The 24,368-nt window shown below is 38.1% G+C and carries 24 protein-coding genes; 4 read left to right on the top strand and 20 right to left on the bottom strand.

From position 1 onward, the window contains the following. Window positions 1-3: 3 nt before the first annotated feature. The 9 genes from J2X69_RS19215 to J2X69_RS19175 all read right to left on the bottom strand — a co-directional run bounded on the left by J2X69_RS19215 (window position 4) and on the right by J2X69_RS19175 (window position 8,961). A complete protein-coding gene (locus J2X69_RS19215; RefSeq protein ID WP_310107017.1) occupies window positions 4-1,605 on the bottom strand; it encodes an N-6 DNA methylase in 1,602 nt (533 codons plus the stop codon). Between the two features lie 45 nt (window positions 1,606-1,650). After that, window positions 1,651-2,826, bottom strand: a complete 1,176-nt coding sequence (locus J2X69_RS19210) for a DUF6161 domain-containing protein (protein ID WP_310107014.1) — start codon at window positions 2,824-2,826, stop codon at window positions 1,651-1,653. 106 nt (window positions 2,827-2,932) lie between these two features. After that, complete coding sequence (locus J2X69_RS19205; protein WP_310107011.1) at window positions 2,933-3,349, bottom strand: hypothetical protein; 417 nt, start codon at window positions 3,347-3,349, stop codon at window positions 2,933-2,935. Continuing rightward, window positions 3,346-4,023, bottom strand: a complete 678-nt coding sequence (locus J2X69_RS19200; protein WP_310107008.1) for a DUF433 domain-containing protein — start codon at window positions 4,021-4,023, stop codon at window positions 3,346-3,348. Before J2X69_RS19200 ends, J2X69_RS19205 begins: the two co-directional genes overlap by 4 nt. A 108-nt stretch (window positions 4,024-4,131) precedes the next feature. Continuing rightward, entirely contained in the window at window positions 4,132-5,739 is a 1,608-nt protein-coding gene (locus tag J2X69_RS19195; protein ID WP_310107005.1) for a hypothetical protein, read from the bottom strand. Window positions 5,740-5,790: 51 nt separating this feature from the next. Next, window positions 5,791-6,621 carry an SH3 domain-containing protein gene (locus J2X69_RS19190; RefSeq protein WP_310107002.1) on the bottom strand — a complete coding sequence of 277 codons (831 nt, stop codon included), beginning with the start codon at window positions 6,619-6,621 and terminating at the stop codon, window positions 5,791-5,793. 66 nt (window positions 6,622-6,687) lie between these two features. Further along, the gene (locus J2X69_RS19185; RefSeq protein WP_310107000.1) at window positions 6,688-7,428 is read right to left on the bottom strand and encodes a hypothetical protein; all 741 of its coding nucleotides are present in this window, start codon (window positions 7,426-7,428) and stop codon (window positions 6,688-6,690) included. A gap of 34 nt (window positions 7,429-7,462) precedes the next feature. Next, window positions 7,463-7,849, bottom strand: coding sequence for a hypothetical protein (locus tag J2X69_RS19180; RefSeq protein ID WP_310106999.1), 387 nt, complete (start codon window positions 7,847-7,849; stop codon window positions 7,463-7,465). 446 nt (window positions 7,850-8,295) lie between these two features. After that, on the bottom strand, window positions 8,296-8,961 hold the full coding sequence (locus tag J2X69_RS19175) for a hypothetical protein (RefSeq protein WP_310106997.1): 666 nt from the start codon (window positions 8,959-8,961) through the stop codon (window positions 8,296-8,298). 221 nt (window positions 8,962-9,182) lie between these two features. Here J2X69_RS19175 and J2X69_RS19170 point away from each other — a divergent pair, with 221 nt between their 5' ends. From J2X69_RS19170 to J2X69_RS19160, 3 genes are all read left to right on the top strand, one after another. Further along, complete coding sequence (locus J2X69_RS19170; protein ID WP_310106995.1) at window positions 9,183-10,106, top strand: hypothetical protein; 924 nt, start codon at window positions 9,183-9,185, stop codon at window positions 10,104-10,106. Window positions 10,107-10,137: 31 nt separating this feature from the next. Beyond that, window positions 10,138-10,335, top strand: a complete 198-nt coding sequence (locus J2X69_RS19165) for a hypothetical protein (RefSeq protein ID WP_310106993.1) — start codon at window positions 10,138-10,140, stop codon at window positions 10,333-10,335. Window positions 10,336-10,485: 150 nt separating this feature from the next. Further along, entirely contained in the window at window positions 10,486-12,372 is a 1,887-nt protein-coding gene (locus tag J2X69_RS19160; protein ID WP_310106992.1) for a hypothetical protein, read from the top strand. Between the two features lie 863 nt (window positions 12,373-13,235). On the opposite strand, the gene J2X69_RS19155 is transcribed toward J2X69_RS19160, so the two are convergent. From J2X69_RS19155 to J2X69_RS19135, 5 genes are all read right to left on the bottom strand, one after another. After that, complete coding sequence (locus J2X69_RS19155) at window positions 13,236-14,900, bottom strand: patatin-like phospholipase family protein (protein ID WP_310106991.1); 1,665 nt, start codon at window positions 14,898-14,900, stop codon at window positions 13,236-13,238. A 33-nt stretch (window positions 14,901-14,933) separates the two neighbouring features. Next, window positions 14,934-15,968 carry a hypothetical protein gene (locus J2X69_RS19150; RefSeq protein ID WP_310106990.1) on the bottom strand — a complete coding sequence of 345 codons (1,035 nt, stop codon included), beginning with the start codon at window positions 15,966-15,968 and terminating at the stop codon, window positions 14,934-14,936. Between the two features lie 1,357 nt (window positions 15,969-17,325). Further along, window positions 17,326-17,601, bottom strand: coding sequence for a CPCC family cysteine-rich protein (locus J2X69_RS19145; protein WP_310106987.1), 276 nt, complete (start codon window positions 17,599-17,601; stop codon window positions 17,326-17,328). Beyond that, window positions 17,595-18,146, bottom strand: coding sequence for a hypothetical protein (locus J2X69_RS19140; protein WP_310106985.1), 552 nt, complete (start codon window positions 18,144-18,146; stop codon window positions 17,595-17,597). The genes J2X69_RS19145 and J2X69_RS19140 overlap by 7 nt, the downstream gene beginning before the upstream one ends. 140 nt (window positions 18,147-18,286) lie before the next feature. Beyond that, a complete protein-coding gene (locus tag J2X69_RS19135) occupies window positions 18,287-19,360 on the bottom strand; it encodes a cell division protein ZipA C-terminal FtsZ-binding domain-containing protein (protein ID WP_310106982.1) in 1,074 nt (357 codons plus the stop codon). A 334-nt stretch (window positions 19,361-19,694) separates the two neighbouring features. Here J2X69_RS19135 and J2X69_RS19130 point away from each other — a divergent pair, with 334 nt between their 5' ends. Then, window positions 19,695-20,618, top strand: a complete 924-nt coding sequence (locus J2X69_RS19130) for a hypothetical protein (protein ID WP_310106979.1) — start codon at window positions 19,695-19,697, stop codon at window positions 20,616-20,618. A 122-nt stretch (window positions 20,619-20,740) separates the two neighbouring features. On the opposite strand, the gene J2X69_RS19125 is transcribed toward J2X69_RS19130, so the two are convergent. The 6 genes from J2X69_RS19125 to J2X69_RS19100 form a co-directional block, all read right to left on the bottom strand. Continuing rightward, entirely contained in the window at window positions 20,741-21,241 is a 501-nt protein-coding gene (locus J2X69_RS19125) for a ClbS/DfsB family four-helix bundle protein (protein WP_310106977.1), read from the bottom strand. 101 nt (window positions 21,242-21,342) lie between these two features. Beyond that, window positions 21,343-21,948 (bottom strand): DNA alkylation repair protein, encoded by a 606-nt coding sequence (locus tag J2X69_RS19120; protein ID WP_310106975.1) that lies wholly within the window; start codon window positions 21,946-21,948, stop codon window positions 21,343-21,345. Window positions 21,949-22,231: 283 nt separating this feature from the next. Beyond that, window positions 22,232-22,786: a hypothetical protein gene (locus J2X69_RS19115; RefSeq protein ID WP_310106973.1), complete on the bottom strand. Its 555-nt coding sequence runs from the start codon at window positions 22,784-22,786 to the stop codon at window positions 22,232-22,234. 189 nt (window positions 22,787-22,975) lie between these two features. Next, on the bottom strand, window positions 22,976-23,170 hold the full coding sequence (locus J2X69_RS19110) for a hypothetical protein (protein ID WP_310106970.1): 195 nt from the start codon (window positions 23,168-23,170) through the stop codon (window positions 22,976-22,978). An 80-nt stretch (window positions 23,171-23,250) separates the two neighbouring features. Beyond that, window positions 23,251-23,664, bottom strand: a complete 414-nt coding sequence (locus J2X69_RS19105; protein WP_310106968.1) for a hypothetical protein — start codon at window positions 23,662-23,664, stop codon at window positions 23,251-23,253. Between the two features lie 117 nt (window positions 23,665-23,781). Next, window positions 23,782-24,108, bottom strand: a complete 327-nt coding sequence (locus J2X69_RS19100) for a hypothetical protein (protein ID WP_310106966.1) — start codon at window positions 24,106-24,108, stop codon at window positions 23,782-23,784. Between the last annotated feature and the right edge of the window lie 260 nt (window positions 24,109-24,368).

The following is a 24,368-nucleotide window of genomic DNA, read 5'->3' as shown; positions in this document are numbered from 1 at the left end:
GCATTAAAAATTTCTTAACTCTTCAAGTCCTTGGTTAATATCTAATTCCAATTCAGTAATCTTCTTTAGAATCTTTTCAGAGGGCTCAAACTCCTGTGATTCATAAATAAAGTCCTTGTACAAGTTGAAATTCAATTCAAAACCATTGTCTTTAATTTCTTCGAAAGGAATGCTAAAATGAATCAATTTTCTATCTGATTGATTTTCTTGTGTTCTGTTCTTCCAATGGTCTATTACTTTGGGCAAAGGAGATTCTTTTAATCTTTTTCTGCTAGAATCTAAAGTGTAACCATCTGAGTCCATTCCATAGAACCAGACATCTATATTTTGAGGGTTATCTGAACCGTTTTTCCATTTGCGTTTTGTAAATAATAGGATAGAAGTCTTGACTCCTGTATAAGGCTGAAAAACACCACTTGGCATAGAGATTACACCATCCAAATTACAGTCGGTCATTAAAATTTCTCGTACTGCTTGATGTGCTTTTCCAGAGTTGAACAAAACTCCTTCCGGAACAATAACGGCAGCTCGGCCTCCTTCCTCTAACATATAAACCATCCTCTCCAAGAATAGTAGCTCGGACTGAACAGTTTGCTTTTTGCGTTTAGTCTCTTCCCTGTCATCATATACAGGAGGATAAATACGATCTAAATTTTCGCTTACTCTTGGACTATCAATTTTTCCTGTAAACGGAGGGTTTGCCATTATGTACTTAAACTGTCCTTGTAAAGCTGGATTTGCAAGAGATCTTTTATCTTTCAGATCTAAAGTCACGGATAGACGTTCGGCTTCCCATTTTTCGTAAGCAGTAGATAGAGAGTCTAAGTAAACAATATGAGGTTTTGAGATGCCGTGCATCATTAAATTCATGACTCCAATCCGAACCATAGTTCGATCTATATCAAAACCGTAGAAAGTCTCTTCCTCTAATTTCTTTCTTTGGTTTTTGGTTAGTTTACCTCCGTCAGTTCCTTTCATCAAACCATCATCATCTGGTTTAACAGATTTAGAATACTTAGTGATTAGGTACTGATAAGCTCCAACCAAAAATCCTCCCGAACCAGATGCTAAATCCAAAATTTTACCATCCAAATCTGGATCAAGCAATGCAGCCATCATATGAATAATATGTCGGGGAGTTCGGAATTGCCCATTTTTGCCCGCCTCGGAAGTGTGTTTTAAAAGGTGCTCATAAACATCTCCTTGAATATCGTGAAAGTGCTGATTCTTGTCTTTTATTTCGCTTTCAATATCCTCGTATATAGAATCAATAAATTCAATGGCATTTCTAAGTAAGTTGGGATTGTCTAAGTCAAATGAAGCATTAGACATAGCCTGAGCAAATGGTTCATCTTCTTTACTTAAATCGGTTTTGATGAATTGAAAAACTTCCTTTACATTATCAACTAATTCTTTATCATTTTTTAGACTACTATAAATGCTCCATTTATACTTTTTAATTATATCTGGTTTAAATGTTTCAAGTCTCTTCATGAAAAGCAAATAGGAAATTTGCTCTATAGCAGATATTGGGTTGGTGAATCCAGACGACCAAAGACGATCCCATAAATTTTGAACTTTATTCTGTATTTCTTTTGATAGCATATTATATTTTCACTCCTGCTTAATTTAATTACTTACTTTGGTATTTTATTTACTACCTCCTGCTAAAACTTTATCAAAAATATTACCTGGCATGGTTGGAGATCCTTCATCTTTTAATAATCCTGTATCTGCCCTACTGAAAAGCGACTGCATAATTAAATGTCTTTCGGTCGGATCAATTGCTTGCTCTTTCTGCATCGCTAAAAATACGAAAGTAAGTTGCTCCCGTTCTTCCGCATCCCTGACGAGATGAAAAGTACTGAAAGTAAGCTTTGAAAAGGTTTTTATCAAAAATGCCAGAAACGAGACAAAGGTGATGAAGATCACTGACCATTTAATCGCTGTGGCAGTATCGCTGAAAATATCTTCAAGAACTCCATTCGATAGAAAATTAAGTAATAGAGTAAATAACCCTATACCAATTAACGTGATTATTACGAGGCTTGTAAGCCAACGATTACCTTCTTTTCGAAGCTTAGCGGCCCTATCATTCCAGTACTTGGCCGGGGCTTCGAGTTTCAACTTTTCCCTGTAAAGCGTCTCTAGGTCTAATACCTTTTTTTTCGAAGCGGTATCAAACTCGAAGAAATTGGCAGAAGTACTTTCAAACCATTCTTCATACAATCTGGATTTCTCCTCTTTGTACGTAAGAACTTCATCTGCTGTAGCTTTTACGTTGGATTCAAACCCATTCGATAGCTCAATAAATTGCTGTTCTGCTTCTGAAATGTATTTATCGATCTGATTTCGTAGTTTAGTAAGAGAAGATTTTTCCTTAATTCTTCTTTTTTCAATTTCTGTTTCACCTTTCTGAAAATACTCATAGGCTAAAATTACTCCGTTGAGATATCTCCTTTCTCTCAGTCTATTGGTATCAATCTGGTCTATGGAATACCCTAGTGCTCCTTGATAGTAATTTGGCTTGTTTTGGTAGATTTCAATCAAAAATTTTGTAATAGGTGCGTCGTATTCAAAAATCAATGTAGATCTACTTGCCAACACAAAATTCCCCACTTCTCTCCCCCAAACAGAAGAAAAACCATTTTTTTCAACGTTGTAATAATTTTGAATAAATGCAATTACCTTTCGCTTTAGATCTAGGAAATAACTTTTTGAGGTATTCAACTCCTCTGGAAGATCTCCATCTAAACTTTGAAATCCTGCAATTTGATTCAACAAGTACTCATAAAATGCCGATATGCCAGTAAACTTCCTATTCATACTTACCCTAGGAAGGTTAATCTGAACTACTTGACTAGCAAATAATTCACTACTAGGAGCATCCTTTATTTTCTGTCTAAGCTCTTTTAACTCCATGATTCAATTTCTAAAAAATCTTCTTCAATTTCCCATTAGTAAATATCTCATACCCAAATGGTCGATTTTCTTCTACAGCAAGCTTAGCTATTTCCGGCCAAGATCGGGCCAGCATTTCCACCATTTGCCAAACGTTAAGACCTGATTTCTTGGTCTGGGCCTTCAGAAAGAAAATTCCCAGCTTATATTCTCTCAGTAGTGAAATTTCATGTTTGCGGCGATTGAGATGGAGGTCTCTGGTAATTACACAGGATTTTAACTTCCCCATCTCAGGAATCCAGTCTTTATCTTTGCTACCATATCCGAAATAATCCGGTAGATGTTGGACTTCTAATGGGATCCCCGTTTTCAAAGATTCTGGACCTTGGATCATCTGAAATCCAGGAGCTAAATGAGGAGGGATATTTTCATCCGTGAAGATTATCATGCTGCATTCTTACAAAATGCTATGGCATCCTCCGCTTCTTTCTCCGTAATTTTATAAATATGAGCAATGTAGGCAATAGGATCGCCTGCCTGAAAATGCTCAAAAATAGTCTCTGGATAGATATTCTTTCCATCAATAATAGGATGGCCGAACTTCCTACTTGGGTCTATAACGATGGCATGTTCCTTTCCCATAGGCCATAGCTTGGATACTACGTCTTCCTCACCAAAGTCAAGCTTCTTGAAGAAAACGGAAATAATCTCTAAGTTGAATTGATCTGAGCCATTTAGAGAAATTACATCCTCCCCATTATTCCAGTAGATTAGTTTGCCGTCAGTTTTGATTTCCTGGAGTACCTGCTTCTGTGCAAAGGGGAAATGGGTGTCATAAAACTCACCTAGCTTCTTGTGAGCTTTGAGCACTTCAGCTGTCTTCACTCCTTTATCGGCCAATTGGATCATGACATAAAGTTCCACAACAGTATGGAAACTGACGGCTCTAGATCCATCTATCAGCCAAGAATACTGGGACTGAAACTCCTCTCCCAGTTGCCCATCCCAGTACTTGGTCACATATCTATGCACTTTAGCATAAGGCAGATGCAGGATGGTAGCCGCATCGCGCAGGGTGTATATCCCCTGTCCTATCTGTGGTTTATTTTCGAAAGCGATCATAGTCTAGTCTCTAAAGATACGATTTTGGGGATTGGGTAGGTTGCCTTTTGTAAAAAATGGGACTGGGACTGTCAGATTTTTAGACTTAAAAACAGAACAACCACACAATTACCATTCCTTCTCCAAAACTTGGTTTTCCACATTAAATCGTTGGTAGTAAAGTTCAATGCCCAGTTCTTGCCTTAAGTGAGCTAAATAGGATTTTTGCATTTCGCTGGGAGGCCCCGGAGCAATAATCACTAATTTATTGGCATTTCTATTTTCATGGTAATAGCAATATTCCAAAACTTGACCTAATGCTTCCCTAATGCAGCCAAGTGGGTTAATACTGGTTTTTATCTCATAAAAGGTATCTCCATCCGACCCATCCTTTACAACCAAATCAATTTCTTTTCCAAATCCAGACGGTACTTCAGTTCCTACTTTTACATCCGTTTCCTTAAACTTGGTCTTAAATAGTTGATAGACCGTTTCTTTAATTTCTTCGTGAAGCAAATTCTTCGTGTATTCTCTCCCACTCGGAATAACGTTTAGTGACCCTTTCTTGGTTGGATTATGACCTTCCTTAAATTCATATTTGCCTACTTTTTCCGGTTTGATTGAAGTATGGTTTGCCTTATTGAGTAATACATAATGCTTATTCTTCCCTATTTCTGTCACAGGATCCAAAATCCGCATGGGAGGATCAAACAACTTGAATGAATCTTCTTTTACTTTAAACCTGACATTGAAAATATATTCTTCTGGAATCGGATCAAAGTTAAACCCATCAACTCCTATTTCCTTCAGCTGGGCAAGCATCTCCTCATACCAGCCTTTATCTTTGTAGATATCAATTGCCCTTTGGATTTGCTCTGTATTTAGAACTTCCAGTTGTGGTATATGAGCAACCCAATAGTATTCCATGGTCCGATTTTGCGAATCATTTTTTAAAGAGTAAAGCTCAACATCGTAAGACTTGCCTTGATGTTTTCCTTTATTAAATGCTTGGATGAAGCCATAGTGATATCCGTCAATTTGTTTATCGGTATCAAATAGCCACTCTTCATACCCATATCCCTTCTCTTTCTCAAAAGCATTTGCAACACTTGTACTCTTTCCAGATGGGCCAGAAGGCTTTTTCCAGTTATTCGTATTCCAGCATAAGCGGGCTATCTTTGGTTCAATCCCTACTCCATTTGGCCAGATTAGGTTTACACAGGCTTTGTACCAATCCTCATGCCCCTCCATAAAAGCCAATGTATCCAGTAGAAGTCTGTCCCAATCATAATTGTCAGCTTCTGCTCCGGAAATAGTAATCCATGGATACTTTCCAAGTTGATCAATTAAAAACTTATCGAACAAGCCAACTTGATGTTTGGCTAGTTTATCTCTCCTACAATCCAATTTATAGTCGATAGTTGCAGTGATTTTTCCATCTTCATCCTTACCAGTACCAACACCTACGGTAAAGAACACTTTAGTATCTTCATAACCCCTTAAAAAAACTCTAGCCCAGGAGTACCTTCTTATTTTACCAGACATTTGCCAGTAAAAAGAAGTTTCAATAGAATTTCCGTGGTCAGAACATAGTTTTGCCCAATGAGCAGTTTTAGCAAATACTCCCTTCTCCCTTAAATTATGGCGGATTATTTTAGCCGACGGCTCGTCTTTTTCAAATTTGGTGCCTACTAAGGAAGCAAAGTAGTCCAGATCTCCAGTTGTAAAAAAATCCATTTTGTAGTTTTTGTTGGTTACACTTAAATTCCCTTGATTAGAAATCCATTTCTAATTCTCTGCACTTGAATCAATTTCTATAAATCCACCCCATACCCATCCTAGCTTTTCTCCGTATTTGACCTGTATCCAATTGGCTGTTTTGGTGCCAATGGTCTCTTCAGGGCCATCTTGAGTGATAATTTCAACAGTAGCGTCTTTGGGAATTGATGCCAATACTTCCCCATTGCTAGAAGCTAAGGCGCGTAGATTTAATCCATGCTCAGCTTTTACCAAGCCTATGGCTGGCTGAGCGTCAACAGTTGCTTCAATTGTCGGTTCACTTTCCGCGAAATACCATGAGTAATGAAATGAAGTGACTACAACTGCCAGTAATAGTGCAATTATCCCTTTAATAATAAATGTCCGACGCTCACTAGAAGTAGGCTTCGCTGCCACAGCAGAATACTCCTTGACCCTTGTGTAGCCGTCATGACGCTGACCTGTTTTAAATCGCCTATCCCTTACATAAACAGGTTGCTGAGAAAAACGATAGAACTTAGTGTATTTCTTAAAGAAGTTTCGATAAGAAACGTATAGCCAATAAACTGGCCCAACTATGGGCAATATTATACTACCGATGGCAATAAAAACGTATAAGACTGCACTTGACTCTAAGAGCTCGGGCTGAAATCTTGCTTCCACCAAATCTTGGCGGCTATTGATTGCATATTCGGATGACGGGGAATTTATTGACGCCTGATTTATAGAACCTACTATTCTAATTGGAGTAGCATGACGGTTTTGGTAAACACTATTACTGATTACTTTACCCCCATCTCTGCCAACTTGATTCACTGCTGATCTCACAAAGCCTTTGGCCAAACTTCCTATAAAGCTCATATTTCATTTAATTAAAATATACTCTCTTCCCAAACTCTTCCCAAATCATATAATTCAAATAACCAATTAGTCTTGCCAGGCATCCACCACACCATTTTCCACATATACATATTGGTTAGAAGAATAGACATACTGTTTTCTATGACTATATCGTGTTACTGTACTGTTTATATCCTTAGGATTACCCCAGCTATCAATTAGCATTTCTTCCGTCATTCCTATCCATATGGTTCGTTTGGCGATTTTTTCACCGACTTCAGTTCCATATTTTTTAATATATTTTTCCCGTCTTAAACGCTGGTCGCTTTCAACCGCAGCTCTATTTTTGGCCTTGATATTTGCCAGCATGGCGTCAGCAATACTGTCATTTATCCTTATTTGCTCTTCTTCGTCAATTTCAAATTTTGCCATGTATTCAGCCATTTCTTGAGACATTATTGACTTTTTTACTTTTGCGATTGAATCCATCTCAAGCCTTTTGATTCTCTTTGTCTCATCCAATAAGCTTTTGGTCGTCGATACTCCTGCAGAAGAAGTAAAAGTAGGTTGAAGGAAATACTCTGAAACAAACCCAATCTGTCCTTGGAACTCAGTTTTCATTCTGTGGGAACTACTTCCAGAAGGAAAAACTATACCTAACAGAGACAGTGTATCACCCTTAGTCAATTTCAGTAATTCCGCAGAATTTGGAGCCTCAGCAACGGTAAGCTTGGCACCTGATGTTTTCACAACAATTTGCCCTATTGGAGCCTGAGAAAAGGCATATGTAGAATATGAAAACAGTACTAGAGTTAGGAAAATCTTCATTTCAATAGTTTTGTAATCTTTAATGTAACTATCATTACCCATCATGCTGCCAGCAATAGCTACTCCCGGCAGCAGATTTCCTTGAGCATCTGGATCCGGCTTTGGTGGTGGCACTGCATTGAGTGGAAGTTGCCTGAGCTGGTTTGGTTTCTTTGCTTGGTTCTATGGTTTTTGGTTCTGATGCTAGCGGAATTGGTTTGGCTTCGCCCGTTTCTATACTGGAAGGCTTGCATACCAAGCAGGCAGTCAAGCCTTTCTTTTTGGCAGCTGCCAGATCCGAAGCCCAGCCTGTTTTGGCGTAGCGGCAGGATTCCTTATGGAACCTCGCTCCTGTCTTGGTGATGAAGACTGTCTGTGCCTGCAGTTGGACAGCAAACAGGAATATAATCGTAAAAAGCAAGCCATGGAAGAGCTTATACATCCGGGTTAGCGTAAGTGAAGAGTGAGTTTCCGGATTTATGCCCGGGCGGGTGCTATAAAAGTTGGTTGTGCTTTCTGGGGATAAAGAACAGTGACAAGAAAGGGAATAAAAAGTTACCAGAACATACCCTGTACTGGGTATTTTTCATAAAAAGGAGAGAAAATGTGAAATAAATGCAGTGTTTTTCAGTTGATCAGCAGAATTATCTACCTCTCACTGCACCCATTTACAGCTAGAAGTAGAAAGCGGGGTATAGGATCCTGTTTTTGATCTGCGATGAGGGAGATGGGTTTGGGGCCTTTTCCTACCCGTCATTTTCTTTATCTGACTCATGGGCTTGGGTTTTCCAGCTAGGTAATTGATAGTTAGCGGTGATCGAAAATGTCTGCTAAAAAACCAAGACCCTAGATCAGAGGGGTCAGCATACTCCGGAATATCCAACAGGATTAGGGAATGTATTTTTTGATTAGATATTCCCGAAGTTCTTTCGTCTTTGTATGATAATTCAAGATTAACAAATTATCAATATCAGTAAAGTTCCTAGGCAACTCCCTTATTGTTTCGTTATAAATTTTGCGTATATAATCGTCAAAATCTTGAGATTCCAGATGACTCAAGGATGACTTTGTTGATGAACTTAACTTAGATAAGTTAATATCAATGGAAGTAAATATAGAAATAAAAAGAGATATAGTTTGTGTATGAATTTCTTCAGCTTGATCGTCTCTCAAAAAGTCAATTGGCACTGCAATACTAGAAAACATAGTTCGAAACTGGTTCTTTTTGTTCATATATTCGTTCTTAATTAGAGTGAATTTCACAAATGATTCTCTCAGTAAAGGAGGTAGATCAGTAGCTTCTTTTCCATATAATTTAGCTACAACTGTATTAAAGGAAGAATTGACCGCAATGACATCGTGTCCGAGTAACTCAATTTCAAAATAGGTTTGAATAATCTTTTCTACCCACAATGCATTTCGTTCTATCCTCACCTTTTTTTTATGTTGATCTAAATACTTCAAACCAGCAAAAACCGCAATAAAAGCTATGATTACTTGAACCCATACCGCAGAAAGCTGCAAGTAAGCAATTATCATTTCCCACTTTTCCATTTATAGAATAACGACTTTTTGTTAATTTTTAAGATTCAAGACAACTTCCTGTATTCCTCCAGTTTTTTAAAACAAAAATGCATCTATCATTATTTCAGAAGTTATTCAAGCTGCTCTCAGTGCAATTACTAAAAGGTTACTGCAAGAAAGGAGATTATCGATAATAAAAAAATACCGTGTATAGGGTATTATTCCATAATTTTTACTACCTATCTTGTGTAATGCAGATTTTTCTAAGGCTTTTTGCGATTTTTCTGATTCCCCTTGCCCTATCTTCGCTGGTATCCTGTTCGGAATCTCCTAAGCCCGATGAACCCAAAGACCCGCTGATCACGGAAAGAGACAGTTTATTGACGGTGTATGGTGCCCAGATAGATGCTAAGGAGCTGGAATATCTTAGGCTCTATGAGCATGGCATATCCCAAAACACCTATCTCTATGGCAAAACCCGGGGACAGTTCTGGATGGGACTCTTTGCATCTCCTAATCAAAAAACTGCCGAATACCTGCTGGATCTGGATCCTGAATCAGTAATTCCGTCTGCTTATTATACCCCTGCAAGCCACAGCTACCAAGCTTCAGGTTTTGAGCTGATCCAAATACATGGTCAGGAGAAATCAAATCAGGCAGCGGATGCACCGGTCTCTAAGAGCATTTTAAGAATTCTATTGAATACCTATGAGTTAAAAAGCCATACCTCCTACCTTCCCAAGAATGAGGGGATGCTCATGGAATTTGCCAGAAGATGGAAAGGCGGATTTCTACTGGAGCACACCGGAATAGTCAGTGCCTATGGGAAAAACACCACCCAGTACCTCAGTACGGATCTTAAAGAAAGCATTGTATGGGATTGCAGAGCTCCGAGCTCTCCACGCAGCAATATTTTGTATTTCCATGAGGATTTTTATTTGCAAGTGGGGCAGAATAGCGTGGGCGGGTTTGACTATTCTGCCTGCACATCCTGGACGATCAATACATTGGATTTCTTCAATCTCAGCAGCTGTGAAGGCTGTACCACTTCACTCAAGCTGCTCAACCAAATCGGTGAAAATATCACAGTGGAAGTAAGGGTAAATGAGGAGACAAGGCACGCACTCATAGTATATCGCTCAGGGAAGTTGATCTCGAATGAGGTGGTGGAGTGATTCAAGCGAAAATGAAATAAATTTAAATACTATGAAAATTAAAATCTTGGGTTTTGCGCTGATTCTTATGCTCTTCAGCTGTGGTGGGGGAAACGATGAGGATTATTCCCCAAATAACCGATGCTACCACAATGGCAAATCATTGCACTTAGGCCCGCAAGGCGGATGCTACTATATCAACAGTAATGGCAATAAGACCTATGTGGACAGAAGCGAGTGTAGGTGTTGATAAAAAACGACAGAGTTTACCGAAACTTGTATATAATCAAGTAGAGGCAGGTAAGAATCAAATGATCTTTGTTTGTAAAACAAATTCACTATTGCTCTTATTAAGATTTAGAGTATCATTTCTTCATATTATTCAACTTACAGAATCATTATGGTCAAATTTAATGCACCAGAACTTCGGAAGGATTTCATTATCGTTGTTAATCGAAGTGAATCAGAATTTGCTGCTGCTGCCATTTCCTATTTTTTTGAGCCCGGAAGGTATTTGCCAATCTTTGCGTTTCCTGATGTAGATATACCGGCAAATACTCCTGTTTCTGAACCTGACATATATTTAATCCAGCGACATCGTGCAGAACATTTTGCGATATTACTCAATAATGCCATTATTCATAATGGTGGTTGTGATAATTTGGTGCTGCTTGGTCTTACGGAAAACCAACTCAGTTATCTTGATTACCTAATGCATTACAATGTGATGCATATCGAGTCTGCGGATCAACTAGATGGTTACCTCGGAGGCTTCGCTTATGATAAGAAGGCTCCACTGGTATATTCAGCAGAACAATGTTATGAGGGACTAACCTTAGCCCTACAGCGCAATTGTTTATTACAAATAGGTCCTCAAAATGAAACGTTGGATGAGCAGCAAAAAGGATTTGATGGGATAGTAGTAATTGAGCGCAGTTCTACAGCTGAAACAACAATTGCTGTAAATTATGCCGTAAGCATCGGGGCAAAGGTGGTGATTGTTGAGGAATTAGCTGAAAATGAAAAGGAGCTGGTGTTGCAGTTGCTAGAGGTTTGGGATGGTGGTGATCAAAGCGCGCTAAATAACTTGCGAGATAAAATTAATTCAAGAATTGGCGAGATTAATTTCGATCAATTTAAATATGCCACCTTTTTTACGGAAGGCCTGCCTTATTCTTTAAGTGTCCATACTATCCCGGTGTGCTATGTGAACTTGGAATACCAGCCAGATTTTTTTATCCATAATGCTTTTAAATATGAACTTAATAAAAGATCTGGTTCAGCTGTAGTTTTTTCACCGGTATTCTTTCGCGATGAAGAAACCGAAAAACTCATAAACCTGCTAGAGTTTAAAAACTACTACATACGAAAGCTGACAGGCAAAGCAGCTACAAATTATAATCTCAAAAATTCAGTTGAATGCTACCCTTTTGACTTGCTACATATATGTAGCCACGGCGGAAATGTGAGCGGTACTCGATGCGAAGTCCGCTTTCGAGGCGCAGACGATAAGAATCATTCAGTAGAGTTTGACTTTGTGTTAAGTATCGCTTTAACGCCTTATGTGGACATGCATTCCGTTGAGAGTCTTTATTATTTCAAAAAACTTGACGGGTTGACCTGGCGCAGCCAAGAACTAGATGACAAGGGATATCCTCATGAATTGTACTCAGGCATAGTAGATGCAATCAGATTAGCATATGAACGAAAAAAAGTTGTCAATAAATACAGAGTTCATAAGGTGCCAAATGCAAACGCTATAAAATGTACCGATTTTAATTATTTGGCTAATTTCGATCAAATGGCCAGTGATAACCATCCACCACTGATTTTTAACAATACTTGTTGGTCGTGGATGAACGTTTCAACAAGTTTTCTTTCAGGTGGGGCACGAGGATATATCGGTACTCTCACCTCTGTGCCAAATGATAAAGCTTTACGCTTAGCTGAAACTTTTTATGATCAAGTTTTCTATTCCAACATTATAGACGCTTTTCATGCCGCCAGTAAGGAGGCTATAGAGGATGGTACGTTGCCATTATATATTTACTGGGGACTACATTTCTCAACCTTTAACAATTCGGATACATTACGAACCAATCGCAAGTTTATTTTTAATGACCTGATTAAAAGATTGGAGATGTGGCGTAATAAAAGAGGCGAAGGCCAAGGTGATAGAGGAATGCTAGATGGGAGAGTTAACGACACCTTTTGGCTTATAAATAATGTTTTTAGGGGAGCAATAGAAGGGCATACTCCAACGGGAACTCGGCAGCAAGGCAATTAGTATTTTGCCTTGCACTTAATGAATTAGAATTTTGTTTTGATGTAACCGGTCAACTTCATCATAGTGTCATTCTCTTTTTCTCAAACCTATATTTTCGGGTTTCTTCCTCTTTGAAATTGGACTTCCTTTTGCCGATCTATCCCCCTCTCAGCGTAGTCACAATGTTCGTGATGACTGGATGGAATTTGTAATTCCAGCCAGATATCCATACCAATTTGTAATTGGTTTATCTACCACATCCCAACCCTCTCCTAAAGAGAGAGGGCGATCGTGAGCTGTATAATTCAAGCTAGTGCTTCCACTAGATTGAAAGGTTCTCCGGATTTAAGCCCGGAAGGATGATAAAAGTTGGCTGCGCTTTCTGATGGTAAAGAGCAGTGGCAAGAAAGTGAATAAAAAGATAGGAAAACATACCCTGTACAGGGTATGTTTCATGAAAATGAAAGAAAAAGTGAAATAAATGCTGTGTTTTTTGGTCGGTCAGCAGAATTTTCTGTATCTCACTGCACCCTTTTTCAGCTAGAAGTAGAAAGTGGGTCATCCGGTCCAGTACCAGATCTGAAATGCGGGTGATTGTTTTGACTCTTTTCCCTAGCAGTGAAGTAGCATCGTTTGTTTTATCTGACTCCTAGACTTAGGTTTCCCGGCCATGGGATCATAGTTAGCCGAAATAGAAAATGTCTGCCTAAAAACCAAAACTTCCGATTAGAGGGATCCATATGCTCTGGAATATCCATAAGGGAATAAGATTTAGATCACACCACCTTAGCTCCTTCGGCCAACCCCAGTCATCATTAAAACAAAAGAACTAAGTCAGACTTTGTCACATTGAATTAATATGGTTTAAAAATGAACATCAAGGCTTAATTTTTCACACAAAAAAGCGGATTCAACTTAAACTGATCCCAATCATTCCGCAAATTTTTCTCAAGTTTCAAAATATCGGAATTCTTGCGCTCAACATCAATCTTGTTTAAATACTGAATCAGATTATAACAGGTTGTAAATTGCCCGCAGGCAATTAAGTTATCCAACCTATTTATAGAAACATCCTCCGCACTCCACCACAATGTGGTTTTCATCGCAGACGAAATATCGGAAACATCATTTATTGTTTTTGGAACAGATAAATGATATTTCTCCTCTCCCAAGTCAAAATCCATGTTCTTACGATTAGAAGAAAGCTGGTAAACAGTTGAAGTTATCAGTTTATTCTTAAGGTTTTCGTCTTTGTAAACAAACTGTAAATTCACTCTTCTCAGTTGTCTTAAAAAGATCTCATTTAAAATCAGTGAAAAGGAACTTACTCTATCCATTGTGGATTTTTGCAAATCACCCAATGGAAATTGACTCAAGGATTTCGGTAAAGTCCATAGACTTTTTGGAAACGCTTTATGATTTTTTTCTTTAAAATTCCTGAAACACTTTCGTAGTTTTACCGAAAAATACAGATAAACACCTGAAAGAACACTTAAAGACAATAGTACACCAAATGAGATTAAGGATAAATAAAACAAATGTTCAAAAGTTCTTACTCCAAATTCAAATTGACTGGAGCAATGCTTATAAAAAAGATAAATAACAGGGATATAACCCAAGTTAACCAAAAAAGCAAATGGAATAATTTTGAAAAAATCCGGACTAGAAGAGATAAACTTAAAAACAGAATTGGTTTTTTTGATCTCTGAAGGCACCCATTTTTCCATAATAGCACTTCCAACATCATTTATAATCAAAAGATCGATGGTTTTTTTTTTTGAGGTTGGTTTAATGGCATTAATAACACTGCCTATCCCTTGATTATCGACTATTCCTCCATCCATAAGTCCAATGCCTATCTCAGGATTTATTTTGGATAAATAATCCTGAAAAGCTTCAAATTTATGATCATCAAAAAAATCGTGGGGAAATACTTTAGGCTCAAACCCTAATGGAAAACAGGATGAAGCTGCAATTGCATCAGCTAGTTTAATTTTTTTCTGGAGTCTCTTGTTTATTTTATAATAATAGTTTCCGAAAACACCAAAATTCTGGAATCTGAAAGCAATTCCCCGTGAAAGCTCAGTAGCGTTTAAACAAAGATATTTTAGGCTTGAATTAGCCAGTTTTTCTTTTTTCAAAATATCAAACGAATCAGACACCAGTTCTTTCTCATAAACCTTTGAGAAAGCATTAATCAATGTTCTTGACCTATCCGTATTACCCCATTCTTTCTCACTGGCAAAAATTTCGAGTGCCTTATCAGCTAGTTTATCCTCCTTAAGGAATTTGTAAATCCTATTATAATATTCAGAAAAATCCTCACTCTTGGAGGCAGAGGCAGCATAGGTGCCTGCTGTTATCGAACCACCACTTACAGAACTGATAATAATTACTTTACTCAACAAATTTTCCCCTCTATACTGAATTTCATCCAAATAAGAGAGTACTCCTAAAGTGAACGATGCTGCCCTGTAGCCACCGCCACTGAAACACAGCCCGATGGATTCAATTACAAACCCATTTTCATTTGATTCATGTCCATCCATAACGCTAGAGCTCTATAAAGTTTTACAAAAAAATTATTGAATTAATTTTATTTCAATTACACTATCCCTGAATTCAACATCTGCTTTTATCCAGCCTTTCAACGTATTGGCCTTCTGAATTAATAATTTAAAATCCAATCTGGATTTTTGACCATTCATGACAGTAATGGATTCTCCATTAAATTCAATGTAAACACTTCTCAAAATTTCATCCGGCGAGAAACCTTTCTGCTGATATAATTTCATCGGATCAATTGTGTCAACAATCCCCAACAAAAACAAAAGCGGAAAATCATTAAACTTTACGGGTTTAAAATCATCAATCAACCTGTTCAGTTCATAACTTCTGTAAAGATCAAAATTCTCCTCACCCGGTAACCACATATTATGGGTTGCAATTGCACTGGCAACCTGGGCATACTGTTCCTCCAATTCCTGATTCCAAAAATGGTCTGTATCCCTTTGATTAAACTTATTTTCCCTGATCTTTTTCAGCCTATCGTAAAAGAAGAGTCCTGCAAAAATACCATGATCAATCACAGTATGCTCCTTCAGTCTAAAGTCAAAATAAGGCTCGATCAAAGAGAACAAGGTTTCATTAACATTCCGGGGATTAGTATCCAATAAACAGTTTTGAATATTGTATTTGCGTTTTAAATCCGCTATATTCTTAATCCCATAAATGGATTTCCTGTCATTCTCGATTGTAAATCCAAAGTCATGAAAAAGACAGGCTAAAAACCACAAAAACGGAAATCTCCGATATTCGGAGGCGTTTTCTTCCTCGAAAAACGGGCTTCTTAAATTTGTTCTTTCGTAGAGTAAAATTCCAAGAAAAAAAATTGAATTAGTATGCTTTGTCCGATTATTATCCAATTTTCCATTGGGTAAAAAATCCATTATCTCCAAAACCTGACTTTTGCCCGAACGACTGAAAAACTGCCTAAGAAATTCAAAATGATCGATTTTTCCTGTGAACGGGTTTTGCAAGTTCTTACCGCCAATTTCAGAGTAATAATCCCATTCCTCCTGTCTAATTCGATTAATATGTTCCTTTAATGATAACATATCTCATTTATCCAAAACGTGAAGTCCAATATTATTTCTAGACAATTTATTTCTGTCAACTCGAAAGTAGATTCTTATTGATACAGGAACCTTCATAAAAAAATATTTTAAACCATTTGATTCATTTTATTAATCGATTAAACGAAAAACCTCCCTCAACCAAAATTTACAAGTAAGTAACTAAATAAATTGTTTTTAATCAAAAATTCTTCAATGCGGCTATCGGATTCATTCGGGTATTCGAAAGGAAGAGGAATTTCTATAATATTATCCTCATTGCCGGAACCAATATTCTTACAGTCCAATTCTTACCATCTCCCTCAATATCTGAAAAATGAATTGCCAATTGGTCTGCTGATTTAAAGTTTCCAAACATCATTTATTGTTAATTAATGCGTACCCAGCCCTCTTGAAGTAGTCAAATTATAATTGGTTTTGAATAAATTTTGGATTTCCTGCTCCAATACAGTTGTCAAAAATTGCCCAGCTCAACATCAGCCCAATGCGGAGGGCTGATTCATTACGACTTGTCATATCCTCACCCCCTAGGTTTAATATCTGGCCTATACCTTTGAAGTTTAATTTGGCGCTGGGTGGAATTTGCAGTTCCCCATAATATTCTTGACAATTTGTAATTGGCTTTCCTACCTCCTCCCATCCTCCTCCTTGAAGAGGAGGCGATTGCGAGATGGTATTTTTTAAGCTAGTGCTTCCACTAGATTGAAAGGTTCTCCGGATTTAAGCCCGGATGGGTGTTCTGCCTCATTCCCTCCTTCTCCTTTAGGAGAAGGCGATCGTGAGCTGTATTATTCAAGCAAGTGCTTCCACTAAATTGAAAGGTTCTCCGGATTTATGCCCGGGCGGATGCTAAAAGTTGGCGTAGTCTACCTCACCCCCTGCCCTCTCCTGAAGAGAGAGGGTGATCAGCTGTGGTAACTGATAGTTTTCAATATTTAAAAGACATCTGCAATAAAAGGAATAAAATGATACCAGGACATACCCTATACAGGGTATTTTTTGGGAAAATGGGAGGAAAAGTGAAATAAATGCAGTGTTTTTCAGGCTATCGACAGAATTATCCGCATCCCACTGTACACATTTTCAGACAAAAACAGAAAGTGAACCATATGCTCGGAGAAAGACACCGCTGTACTGCTTACTTGTTACTTGCTTAGCTTCGGGGTAACTACTTCCGTGCTTAAAGGATGCGAGCATTCATCGGCACAGGCATTTCACCCGTTGGAACGATCATCATTTTGATCTTTATTCACCATTCAAGGCACACACAGTGGTTTCGTGCTTGGCTTTACAAGCCGCACAAATACCTGGTTGTTATGCTCCATTTTTATTTTCATTGTCAGTCTATTAGCTTCCATTCATTGTCTCGCTTTTCGTTGTGTTTAAGAGGTCTAACATTCTTTATCATTTCCTTTTCACAAGCCCCATATTTTTCAAAATTCTTTTGTCCTTGTCTTAGAGATACTCTATTTGCTCCACCTTCATAATCTGGGTCTTTGAGTTGTATTGGGTCATCTTCCCAAAAGCAAACTTGGCAAATGCCATAAGTCCCATTTGGTTGTTCACTAAAAGTCTTGTGACCACAACAAGGGCAGGCAAAATTTTCTGTCACCATATTTTCCACCAAGGTTTTTTATTGTCATATCTGTGGTAACTTCCACCTGTTAAAGTTCTTGTTTCAAGGTCGTAAGTAAAGTCAACCCATTCGGCAGCGTCATACATTGGGTCATAGGAAAGTCCTGTTATAATATTGTTATCAACCTTAATTTCTTTGAATCCGTCCCACGAAATTCTTTCTGTATGCCAATGTTTACTGTCACCTTCAATAATTGTCAAGTCGGTTTGGTCTTGCAATACAAGTCTGTCTTTACTGGCTTTGAAAATTTTTGAATAGCCAACTCCAAAAACTTCAATTGGCTTTGTGTCGTACGGGTTCATTAAGTAACAAGTTCCACAAGCTACTACTAACAGGTTTTTCGAGTTTTCAAATTCAATTATTTCTTTTAAGTCTGTCCATCCGGGTTGGAAATTAGCTACCCAATCAGTCCCATCTGTCTTGTAAAAGCGAACAGCAACTCCTTCAGAATAGAATGGTTCTTCATTGTCTGTTACAGGAACATACATTGGTCCATAAGTCGGCAGAGCGTTTAATAAATTCACATCGTTTTCCTGCTGTCACTTTGTTCTTTGGGTCGTCTTAAATGGTGCATAACGCTTAATGTATGAATCTGCAGCTTTGGATTGTGCGGTCGCCTTGCGCTGCTATGATTTCATACATAGTGTTACCATTTCGTTTTTATTTATTGGAATAGATACAAAGCATCACCTACTCCGGGAATTATCGAGTGATTTTTTAAATCTGATACTACTTCATTAATTTTATCTTTTTCCTCCTCAATATCAAATGGTTGTCCATTTTCATTCAAAATTCTCCCTCCCAGCCGTGATTGAGTATATTCTGTTGCTTTGTTCATAACTTCCAACACCTGAATTGGAGAGATAGAGCGTGGAATGCTAAAGCCAAATACCAAATCATTAGTTTTAACTTTACCAGCAGCAATTTCTTCTGGAAAAAAATAGCCGGGGCTGGTGCTTGTCCATACACTCATTAATTGATCATCTCCATATTCAAAATCATTATTCCAATGAAAAAGATCCATGTCTCCCCATTTTAATCCTAACGACATCATAACATCCCAAATCTCCTTTCCTTCAAATTCACTTTCCGCTTTTAGTATAATTACAGAGTAGTGATTATTGTTGGATATAAAATCGGAAAGTTCCTTAGACTTTCTTGTGGCTTGTTCAATTGTGAAGTTTTCGGAAACCGTATCGGATTTAAGCTTTATAGCTATCTGAGAAACTGACTCCTTGTATTTTTTTAAAGTTCTATCCTCATAAACACTTGGTGGATCTTCCAAAGGATCATAGAGTTTCCACGCTAGCGCCACCCTTGAAAATTCGTTTGATCTATTTTCACTTGAACTAAGATAAGTCCACTTGGAATCACCTCTTGGGATACAGTAAAGCCAGGGATATTGATGGTTTTCTCTCCATTTAGCGTCAAAATATTTTGATACGGAATCCCGATTGAAATAAGTTCCATTCTGTGATTCCATAGTCAATATCCAATCGAATTTCTCGTTCGCAAAATATTCCTTATCTTCTGATTCACTGGAAATCTTTGGACTTTTGAATTCCAAAGTTAGAATTTTACTTACATCCTCTTTTCCCTCAAGAGGCAACACGCTCTTTGCACGTTGTTCACTCTCGGAAGCTGTTGATATTGTGTATTCCGAATCCATTTGCTCTCCTTTGTTTGAAGATTTGCAGGCTATTAATGTGCTTAGAAATAATAACAATATAAATTTCATCTTTCCTTTAATGAACGGTAACACTTTTAGATACAGCATACCCTCCCCTATTCCGTCTATATTGCTATTGTCCACATGATTCAGGGATCTGCTGACACCAAATTAAGGATTTCGGCAATACCGTCCAGCGGACTCCGGTTATTTTTGTTGGAAATGGACTCTCACTATCAGATACAGAAATGTGTTGGATTCTTGGGTATGTCCAGAAAAATAAGATAAAGGTTGGCTGTTTGTTTCCTGCCAAACCATTATTGCAAGAAAGGAGATTATCGGAAATAAAAAAAATACCGTATACAGGGTATTTCTCCATAATTTTTACTGCCTATCTTGTGTAATGCAGATTTTTCTAAGGATTTTTGCGATTATTCTGATTTCCCTAGCCCTACCGGCACTGGTATCCTGTTCGGAATCTCCTAAGCCCGATGAACCCAAAGACCCGCTGATCACGGAAAGAGACAGTTTATTGACGGTGTATGGTGCCCAGATAGATGCCAAGGAGCTGGAATATCTAAGGCTCTATGAGCATGGCATATCCCAAAACACCTATCTCTATGGCAAAACCCGGGGACAGTTCTGGATGGGACTCTTTGCATCTCCTAATCAAAAAACTGCCGAATACCTGCTGGATCTGGATCCTGAATCAGTAATTCCGTCTGCTTATTATACCCCTGCAAGCCACAGCTACCAAGCTTCAGGTTTTGAGCTGATCCAAATACATGGTCAGGAGAAATCAAATCAGGCAGCGGATGCACCGGTCTCTAAGAGCATTTTAAGAATTCTATTGAATACCTATGAGTTAAAAAGCCATACCTCCTACCTTCCCAAGAATGAGGGGATGCTCATGGAATTTGCCAGAAGATGGAAAGGCGGATTTCTACTGGAACACACCCGAATAGTCAGTGCCTATGGGAAAAACACCACCCAGTACCTCAGTACGGATCTTAAAGAAAGCATTGTATGGGATTGCAGAGCTCCGAGCTCTCCACGCAGCAATATTTTACATATTGAAGTCGATTTTTACCTGAAAGTGGAGACCAATAGCATAGGCGGATTTGACTATTCTGCCTGCACATCCTGGACGATCAATACATTGGATTTCTTCAATTTCAGCAGCTGTGAAGGCTGTACCACTTCACTCAAGCTGCTCAACCAAATCGGTGAAAATATCACAGTGGAAGTAAGGGTAAATGAGGAGACAAGGCACGCACTCATAGTATATCGCTCAGGGAAGTTGATCTCGAATGAGGTGGTGGAGTGATTCAAACGATACTGAAAACAAGGCGTGCTACAGTATTCATTCCCCCTTTTTATCTTGGAATGAAATCAGTAAGAAAAAAAGTATTATGGGTAATAAATTCAGTTCATTGATATAATTTCCAGTCATTTAAGTTGCTTTCCTTTTTTCCATCTTCTAATTCTGTTCTTTGCATTTTTAAATGCTGAAGAAGTATTTAGTTGTATCATTTTCCCCAAAGTCCATTTATCATACCAAGTCGCTTCATATAGCTCCTTGTCCGTCTTGCTTTCAACTAGTTTTAATAGTTCGTTGGTTGTCCTACCAAGTTTCTCATTAAGAGTTTGAAAATCATCCTTTTCGTAGTCCCTGTAAAATTTCTGCGCAAGTTGTCCAAGTTCATTCCATTTAAAACCCGTTTCAGGAAAGTCAACTTCAAGTCCTTTATCTTTTCTGTCGTTCCACTTCAAAACCAACTGCCCCCAACCAACAAGATCATTGATACTCATCAAGTTATTTTTTGAATGTCCTTCAAGTTCTTTTTTCTCCGTTTGGTCAATTGGAATATTCGAAAGTTCGGTTGTCAACTTTTCGTAGTTGTCAACAATTACTATTAGTAATTCGTCCTTGTCCTTCGGTATTGCCATTTTAGTTGCCCATTTCTGTCGATTGTACCGCCCGCTATACTTGCCACTTACGTCTGACTGTTTACAGACGGAAAAAAGAAATTGTCATAATTCTTCATAATCTATTTAGATTTTGTCACAAATTTATATGTAAACCGAATCAGTTCATTGGATAAATCCCATGTTGATATTTCCTTGTCAACAAGCGCTTTATGTTTTTTAGAAATGTCCCGAAGAGCGTTTCCAACAGATCTTCTAAGATACTCGCTCTCGTGCGCTTTATGCTGACTTATCAGTTGTATCGCTACTTGAGGATTAGTCTTAAAGAATGGACGGCCTGTCCAAATCCTCAATCCCTCTGTAACAGCACGACAAACATTAGGAATTTTGTCGCTTAACCAATCCTTAATGACAGGCAACGATTTTTCATATCCTGTATCCATGCAATATTGGTCAAATGATTTTGCAAGTATCTCTTGAACTTGCCAACTCTTATCATTGCTCACTTTAATCCTTAGAATCTGCAATGCTACCGGATCTTTAGACGATATGTATCCCAATAAAAAGACTGCTAAACTGCGAACCTGATAAAATTCGTTTTCTAATAATTCAACCGCTAATTTCATTGAGTCTGAAATTGGTTTTGAAACAACTATTTTTTTTGCTTCAAATTCTATCGGTTTGAATCCATTTTCTATTTTTAGTAATCTCTCAATAATCTCTTTCATATCATGTTGTGCGGTGTCTTACACTTGCAGCCAATCGGGCCAGGCCAGACAATTCCAATTTCACCTTCCCACAGAACTCCCGAAAAACGGGACAGGCAATGCGTGAAAGTCTCCCTTTACACTGCCAGCCCTGTCTTTACGGGGGCTCTTCATGTTTACAAATCACAAAAGACAGAATGTTCAATTAACCACTCACCCGCCATTGAACCAAACACCTGTTGCGTTGGCAATATTTTCTTTGTCCTGCTTCTGTCTTGCTTTAAAAGAAGAATCAATACTTGCTTTAGGTATTTAATTCAATTTTAAAACATTCCCCTGTTCTTTTAAACAGCTTATTATCACTATTTTGTTCATAGGTTGCTATTAACTTCCCAAAGTTACGATAAAAGGAAAATGATTTTGGATGACTTGAATTAACATATATCTGATTGTAACCTTGGTTTTTATAATATGGAATAATAACATTTTTAATCCAATGACTTCCTATGCCTTTACCTTTCTCAACCACATGAAAATATTTCAATAATAAAGAATGTTTTTCATCGATTATCTCATATTTATTTTCCATTTTACTTATTTTTCCTCCCACTATTAATAGCACACCTACAACAATATTATTTTTAATTATAGTATGCGTATCAAACCATAATTCAGGATTATTTAGAAGCGAGTCAACTAATTTCGCAACATGGAATAATTCATTATAATCATCCCAATAACCATTACTTAGTTTCCAATCCACATAGCTACTTATAGGTGCTAGAAATTTTATATCAAAGCTTTTACTAAAAGAAAATGTCAATTTATCTGTTTTCTTTAAGACTACCATTTGGTTCATATTAAGTAAAAATTTTATTTAAAATTGATGTCTGGCTCTTCTTACTGATGTACAATGCGTTATAACCACGATTGCGGTTATTCCCCCATATCCTTGATGACAATATTCCATTAAACCTATCGCTATACTTTTGTCTTGAGAGTTATCCGACATTAGTCGCTTATATATACTTACTATCGCATTTTACAGTTACTGTATTTTGGATTTTTCTTCTACGTAATCCAACTTAATCCCCATGCTGCCAACAATAACTACTTCAGGCAGCAGATTTCCTTGAGCATCTGGATCCGGCTTTGGTGGTGGCACTGCATTGGAAGGAAGCTGTCTGAGTTGGTGTAGTTCTCGTATCCTCTGAGTCTCGGAACTTGAGATAAGAGCTGGCATAGCATACCGGTCAGTCATTGTGGTTGTTTATCACTTGGCCTGATAATCCTATTCATTCCTACTCCTCCATTTTCACTTTTCTACCATGAACTCTTGATATAGACCGAATAGATGGAAATATTACTTTCTCTCTGCATTTTGTTGGAATACCTGAAGTAAACCACATCCGCACCCGTAGTATACTGCCCGGAGAAATGAAACCTTCTCAACATCTCGGGCTTGATATGTTGATACCGGGGCAGTAAATGATGCTTCTCCAGAACCACTACCCTGTCAATCCAATAGGTCTTTAGATGGATTTCATTCCTAGGATCCAGCATGGGATATAGGTAATCGTATAACGGCTGTTCCCACCGATCGGGCAGCGCCCTCTGGCCTATCATCCACTTATAAAGACACTTTCCGCTTATACCCAACTCATCCTCTATCGCCGATATCCGTAAAAAATGCCTGTGCATCACCAAAAACTGTCTGGCCAGTGAGTCTGCTATCATATGGTTCTGTAGTGGATATAGAATTAACCACTAAAATTATCATTTCTTTTCTGAATATTTCAGGCGTCCGATTACCCTCCCGGAAACGGAAAAATCAACCGAATCACTCTTTCCCCTTTACATAATCTTACCAAAACTCTCCATATTATATCCGGCTAGCACATCATCCAGTTTTTTCTTTCTGCTCTTGTTGGCCTCTGTTTCTTCCAGAATCAGGATCAGCTTCAGCAGTTTCATTCTTAGATCTTTGTCCTTAAGATCCAGTCCGTTCTGACTTAGAGATTCTTCTATAAAGGCCTTGGCATTGTATGGGTGAACCGTCTCACCTCTGAAGGCAGCATCGGCAGGATGCACTACCTCATTATACATATTCATGAGCACTATACCATTGTCAGCTTTCTCCAGCATGTTCAGGGCATTCTCTATTACTTTCTTCAGTTTCATATGATTATAATTGTTTTTCAATGGTCATAACTTGTCCTGTGACGAAGGAAACGGGATGCCCGTCCCGACCTTCGGGAGAATTCCTGCCTGTCCGGTAGGCAGGCTCGATTTCATAAAAGGTCAGGTGATCTTCAATTAGGGCAATTATTACCGGGGTGGATAAGTTAACTTCAAAATTAGCAAATTATTGGAATGAGGTCTGAATCGGGGCCATGCAAATACCACAGTTCCAGCGGGAAACCTCTATACATTTAAATTAG

Source organism: Algoriphagus sp. 4150 (assembly GCF_031457395.1).
Lineage (GTDB): Bacteria > Bacteroidota > Bacteroidia > Cytophagales > Cyclobacteriaceae > Algoriphagus.
Note: the sequence above shows the minus strand (reverse complement) of the source record. Positions and strands in the feature narration are given on the sequence as shown.

What these genes read in the sequence shown, in the direction of transcription:
- J2X69_RS19215 (WP_310107017.1), bottom strand. Translation starts at nt 1,605, where the DNA reads ATGCTATCAAAAGAAATACAGAATAAAGTTCAAAATTTATGGGATCGT.
- J2X69_RS19210 (WP_310107014.1), bottom strand. Translation starts at nt 2,826, where the DNA reads ATGAATAGGAAGTTTACTGGCATATCGGCATTTTATGAGTACTTGTTG.
- J2X69_RS19205 (WP_310107011.1), bottom strand. Translation starts at nt 3,349, where the DNA reads ATGATAATCTTCACGGATGAAAATATCCCTCCTCATTTAGCTCCTGGA.
- J2X69_RS19200 (WP_310107008.1), bottom strand. Translation starts at nt 4,023, where the DNA reads ATGATCGCTTTCGAAAATAAACCACAGATAGGACAGGGGATATACACC.
- J2X69_RS19195 (WP_310107005.1), bottom strand. Translation starts at nt 5,739, where the DNA reads ATGGATTTTTTTACAACTGGAGATCTGGACTACTTTGCTTCCTTAGTA.
- J2X69_RS19190 (WP_310107002.1), bottom strand. Translation starts at nt 6,621, where the DNA reads ATGAGCTTTATAGGAAGTTTGGCCAAAGGCTTTGTGAGATCAGCAGTG.
- J2X69_RS19185 (WP_310107000.1), bottom strand. Translation starts at nt 7,428, where the DNA reads ATGAAGATTTTCCTAACTCTAGTACTGTTTTCATATTCTACATATGCC.
- J2X69_RS19180 (WP_310106999.1), bottom strand. Translation starts at nt 7,849, where the DNA reads ATGTATAAGCTCTTCCATGGCTTGCTTTTTACGATTATATTCCTGTTT.
- J2X69_RS19175 (WP_310106997.1), bottom strand. Translation starts at nt 8,961, where the DNA reads ATGGAAAAGTGGGAAATGATAATTGCTTACTTGCAGCTTTCTGCGGTA.
- J2X69_RS19170 (WP_310106995.1), top strand. Translation starts at nt 9,183, where the DNA reads ATGCAGATTTTTCTAAGGCTTTTTGCGATTTTTCTGATTCCCCTTGCC.
- J2X69_RS19165 (WP_310106993.1), top strand. Translation starts at nt 10,138, where the DNA reads ATGAAAATTAAAATCTTGGGTTTTGCGCTGATTCTTATGCTCTTCAGC.
- J2X69_RS19160 (WP_310106992.1), top strand. Translation starts at nt 10,486, where the DNA reads ATGGTCAAATTTAATGCACCAGAACTTCGGAAGGATTTCATTATCGTT.
- J2X69_RS19155 (WP_310106991.1), bottom strand. Translation starts at nt 14,900, where the DNA reads ATGGATGGACATGAATCAAATGAAAATGGGTTTGTAATTGAATCCATC.
- J2X69_RS19150 (WP_310106990.1), bottom strand. Translation starts at nt 15,968, where the DNA reads ATGTTATCATTAAAGGAACATATTAATCGAATTAGACAGGAGGAATGG.
- J2X69_RS19145 (WP_310106987.1), bottom strand. Translation starts at nt 17,601, where the DNA reads ATGGTGACAGAAAATTTTGCCTGCCCTTGTTGTGGTCACAAGACTTTT.
- J2X69_RS19135 (WP_310106982.1), bottom strand. Translation starts at nt 19,360, where the DNA reads ATGAAATTTATATTGTTATTATTTCTAAGCACATTAATAGCCTGCAAA.
- J2X69_RS19130 (WP_310106979.1), top strand. Translation starts at nt 19,695, where the DNA reads ATGCAGATTTTTCTAAGGATTTTTGCGATTATTCTGATTTCCCTAGCC.
- J2X69_RS19125 (WP_310106977.1), bottom strand. Translation starts at nt 21,241, where the DNA reads ATGGCAATACCGAAGGACAAGGACGAATTACTAATAGTAATTGTTGAC.
- J2X69_RS19120 (WP_310106975.1), bottom strand. Translation starts at nt 21,948, where the DNA reads ATGAAAGAGATTATTGAGAGATTACTAAAAATAGAAAATGGATTCAAA.
- J2X69_RS19115 (WP_310106973.1), bottom strand. Translation starts at nt 22,786, where the DNA reads ATGAACCAAATGGTAGTCTTAAAGAAAACAGATAAATTGACATTTTCT.
- J2X69_RS19110 (WP_310106970.1), bottom strand. Translation starts at nt 23,170, where the DNA reads ATGCCAGCTCTTATCTCAAGTTCCGAGACTCAGAGGATACGAGAACTA.
- J2X69_RS19105 (WP_310106968.1), bottom strand. Translation starts at nt 23,664, where the DNA reads ATGATAGCAGACTCACTGGCCAGACAGTTTTTGGTGATGCACAGGCAT.
- J2X69_RS19100 (WP_310106966.1), bottom strand. Translation starts at nt 24,108, where the DNA reads ATGAAACTGAAGAAAGTAATAGAGAATGCCCTGAACATGCTGGAGAAA.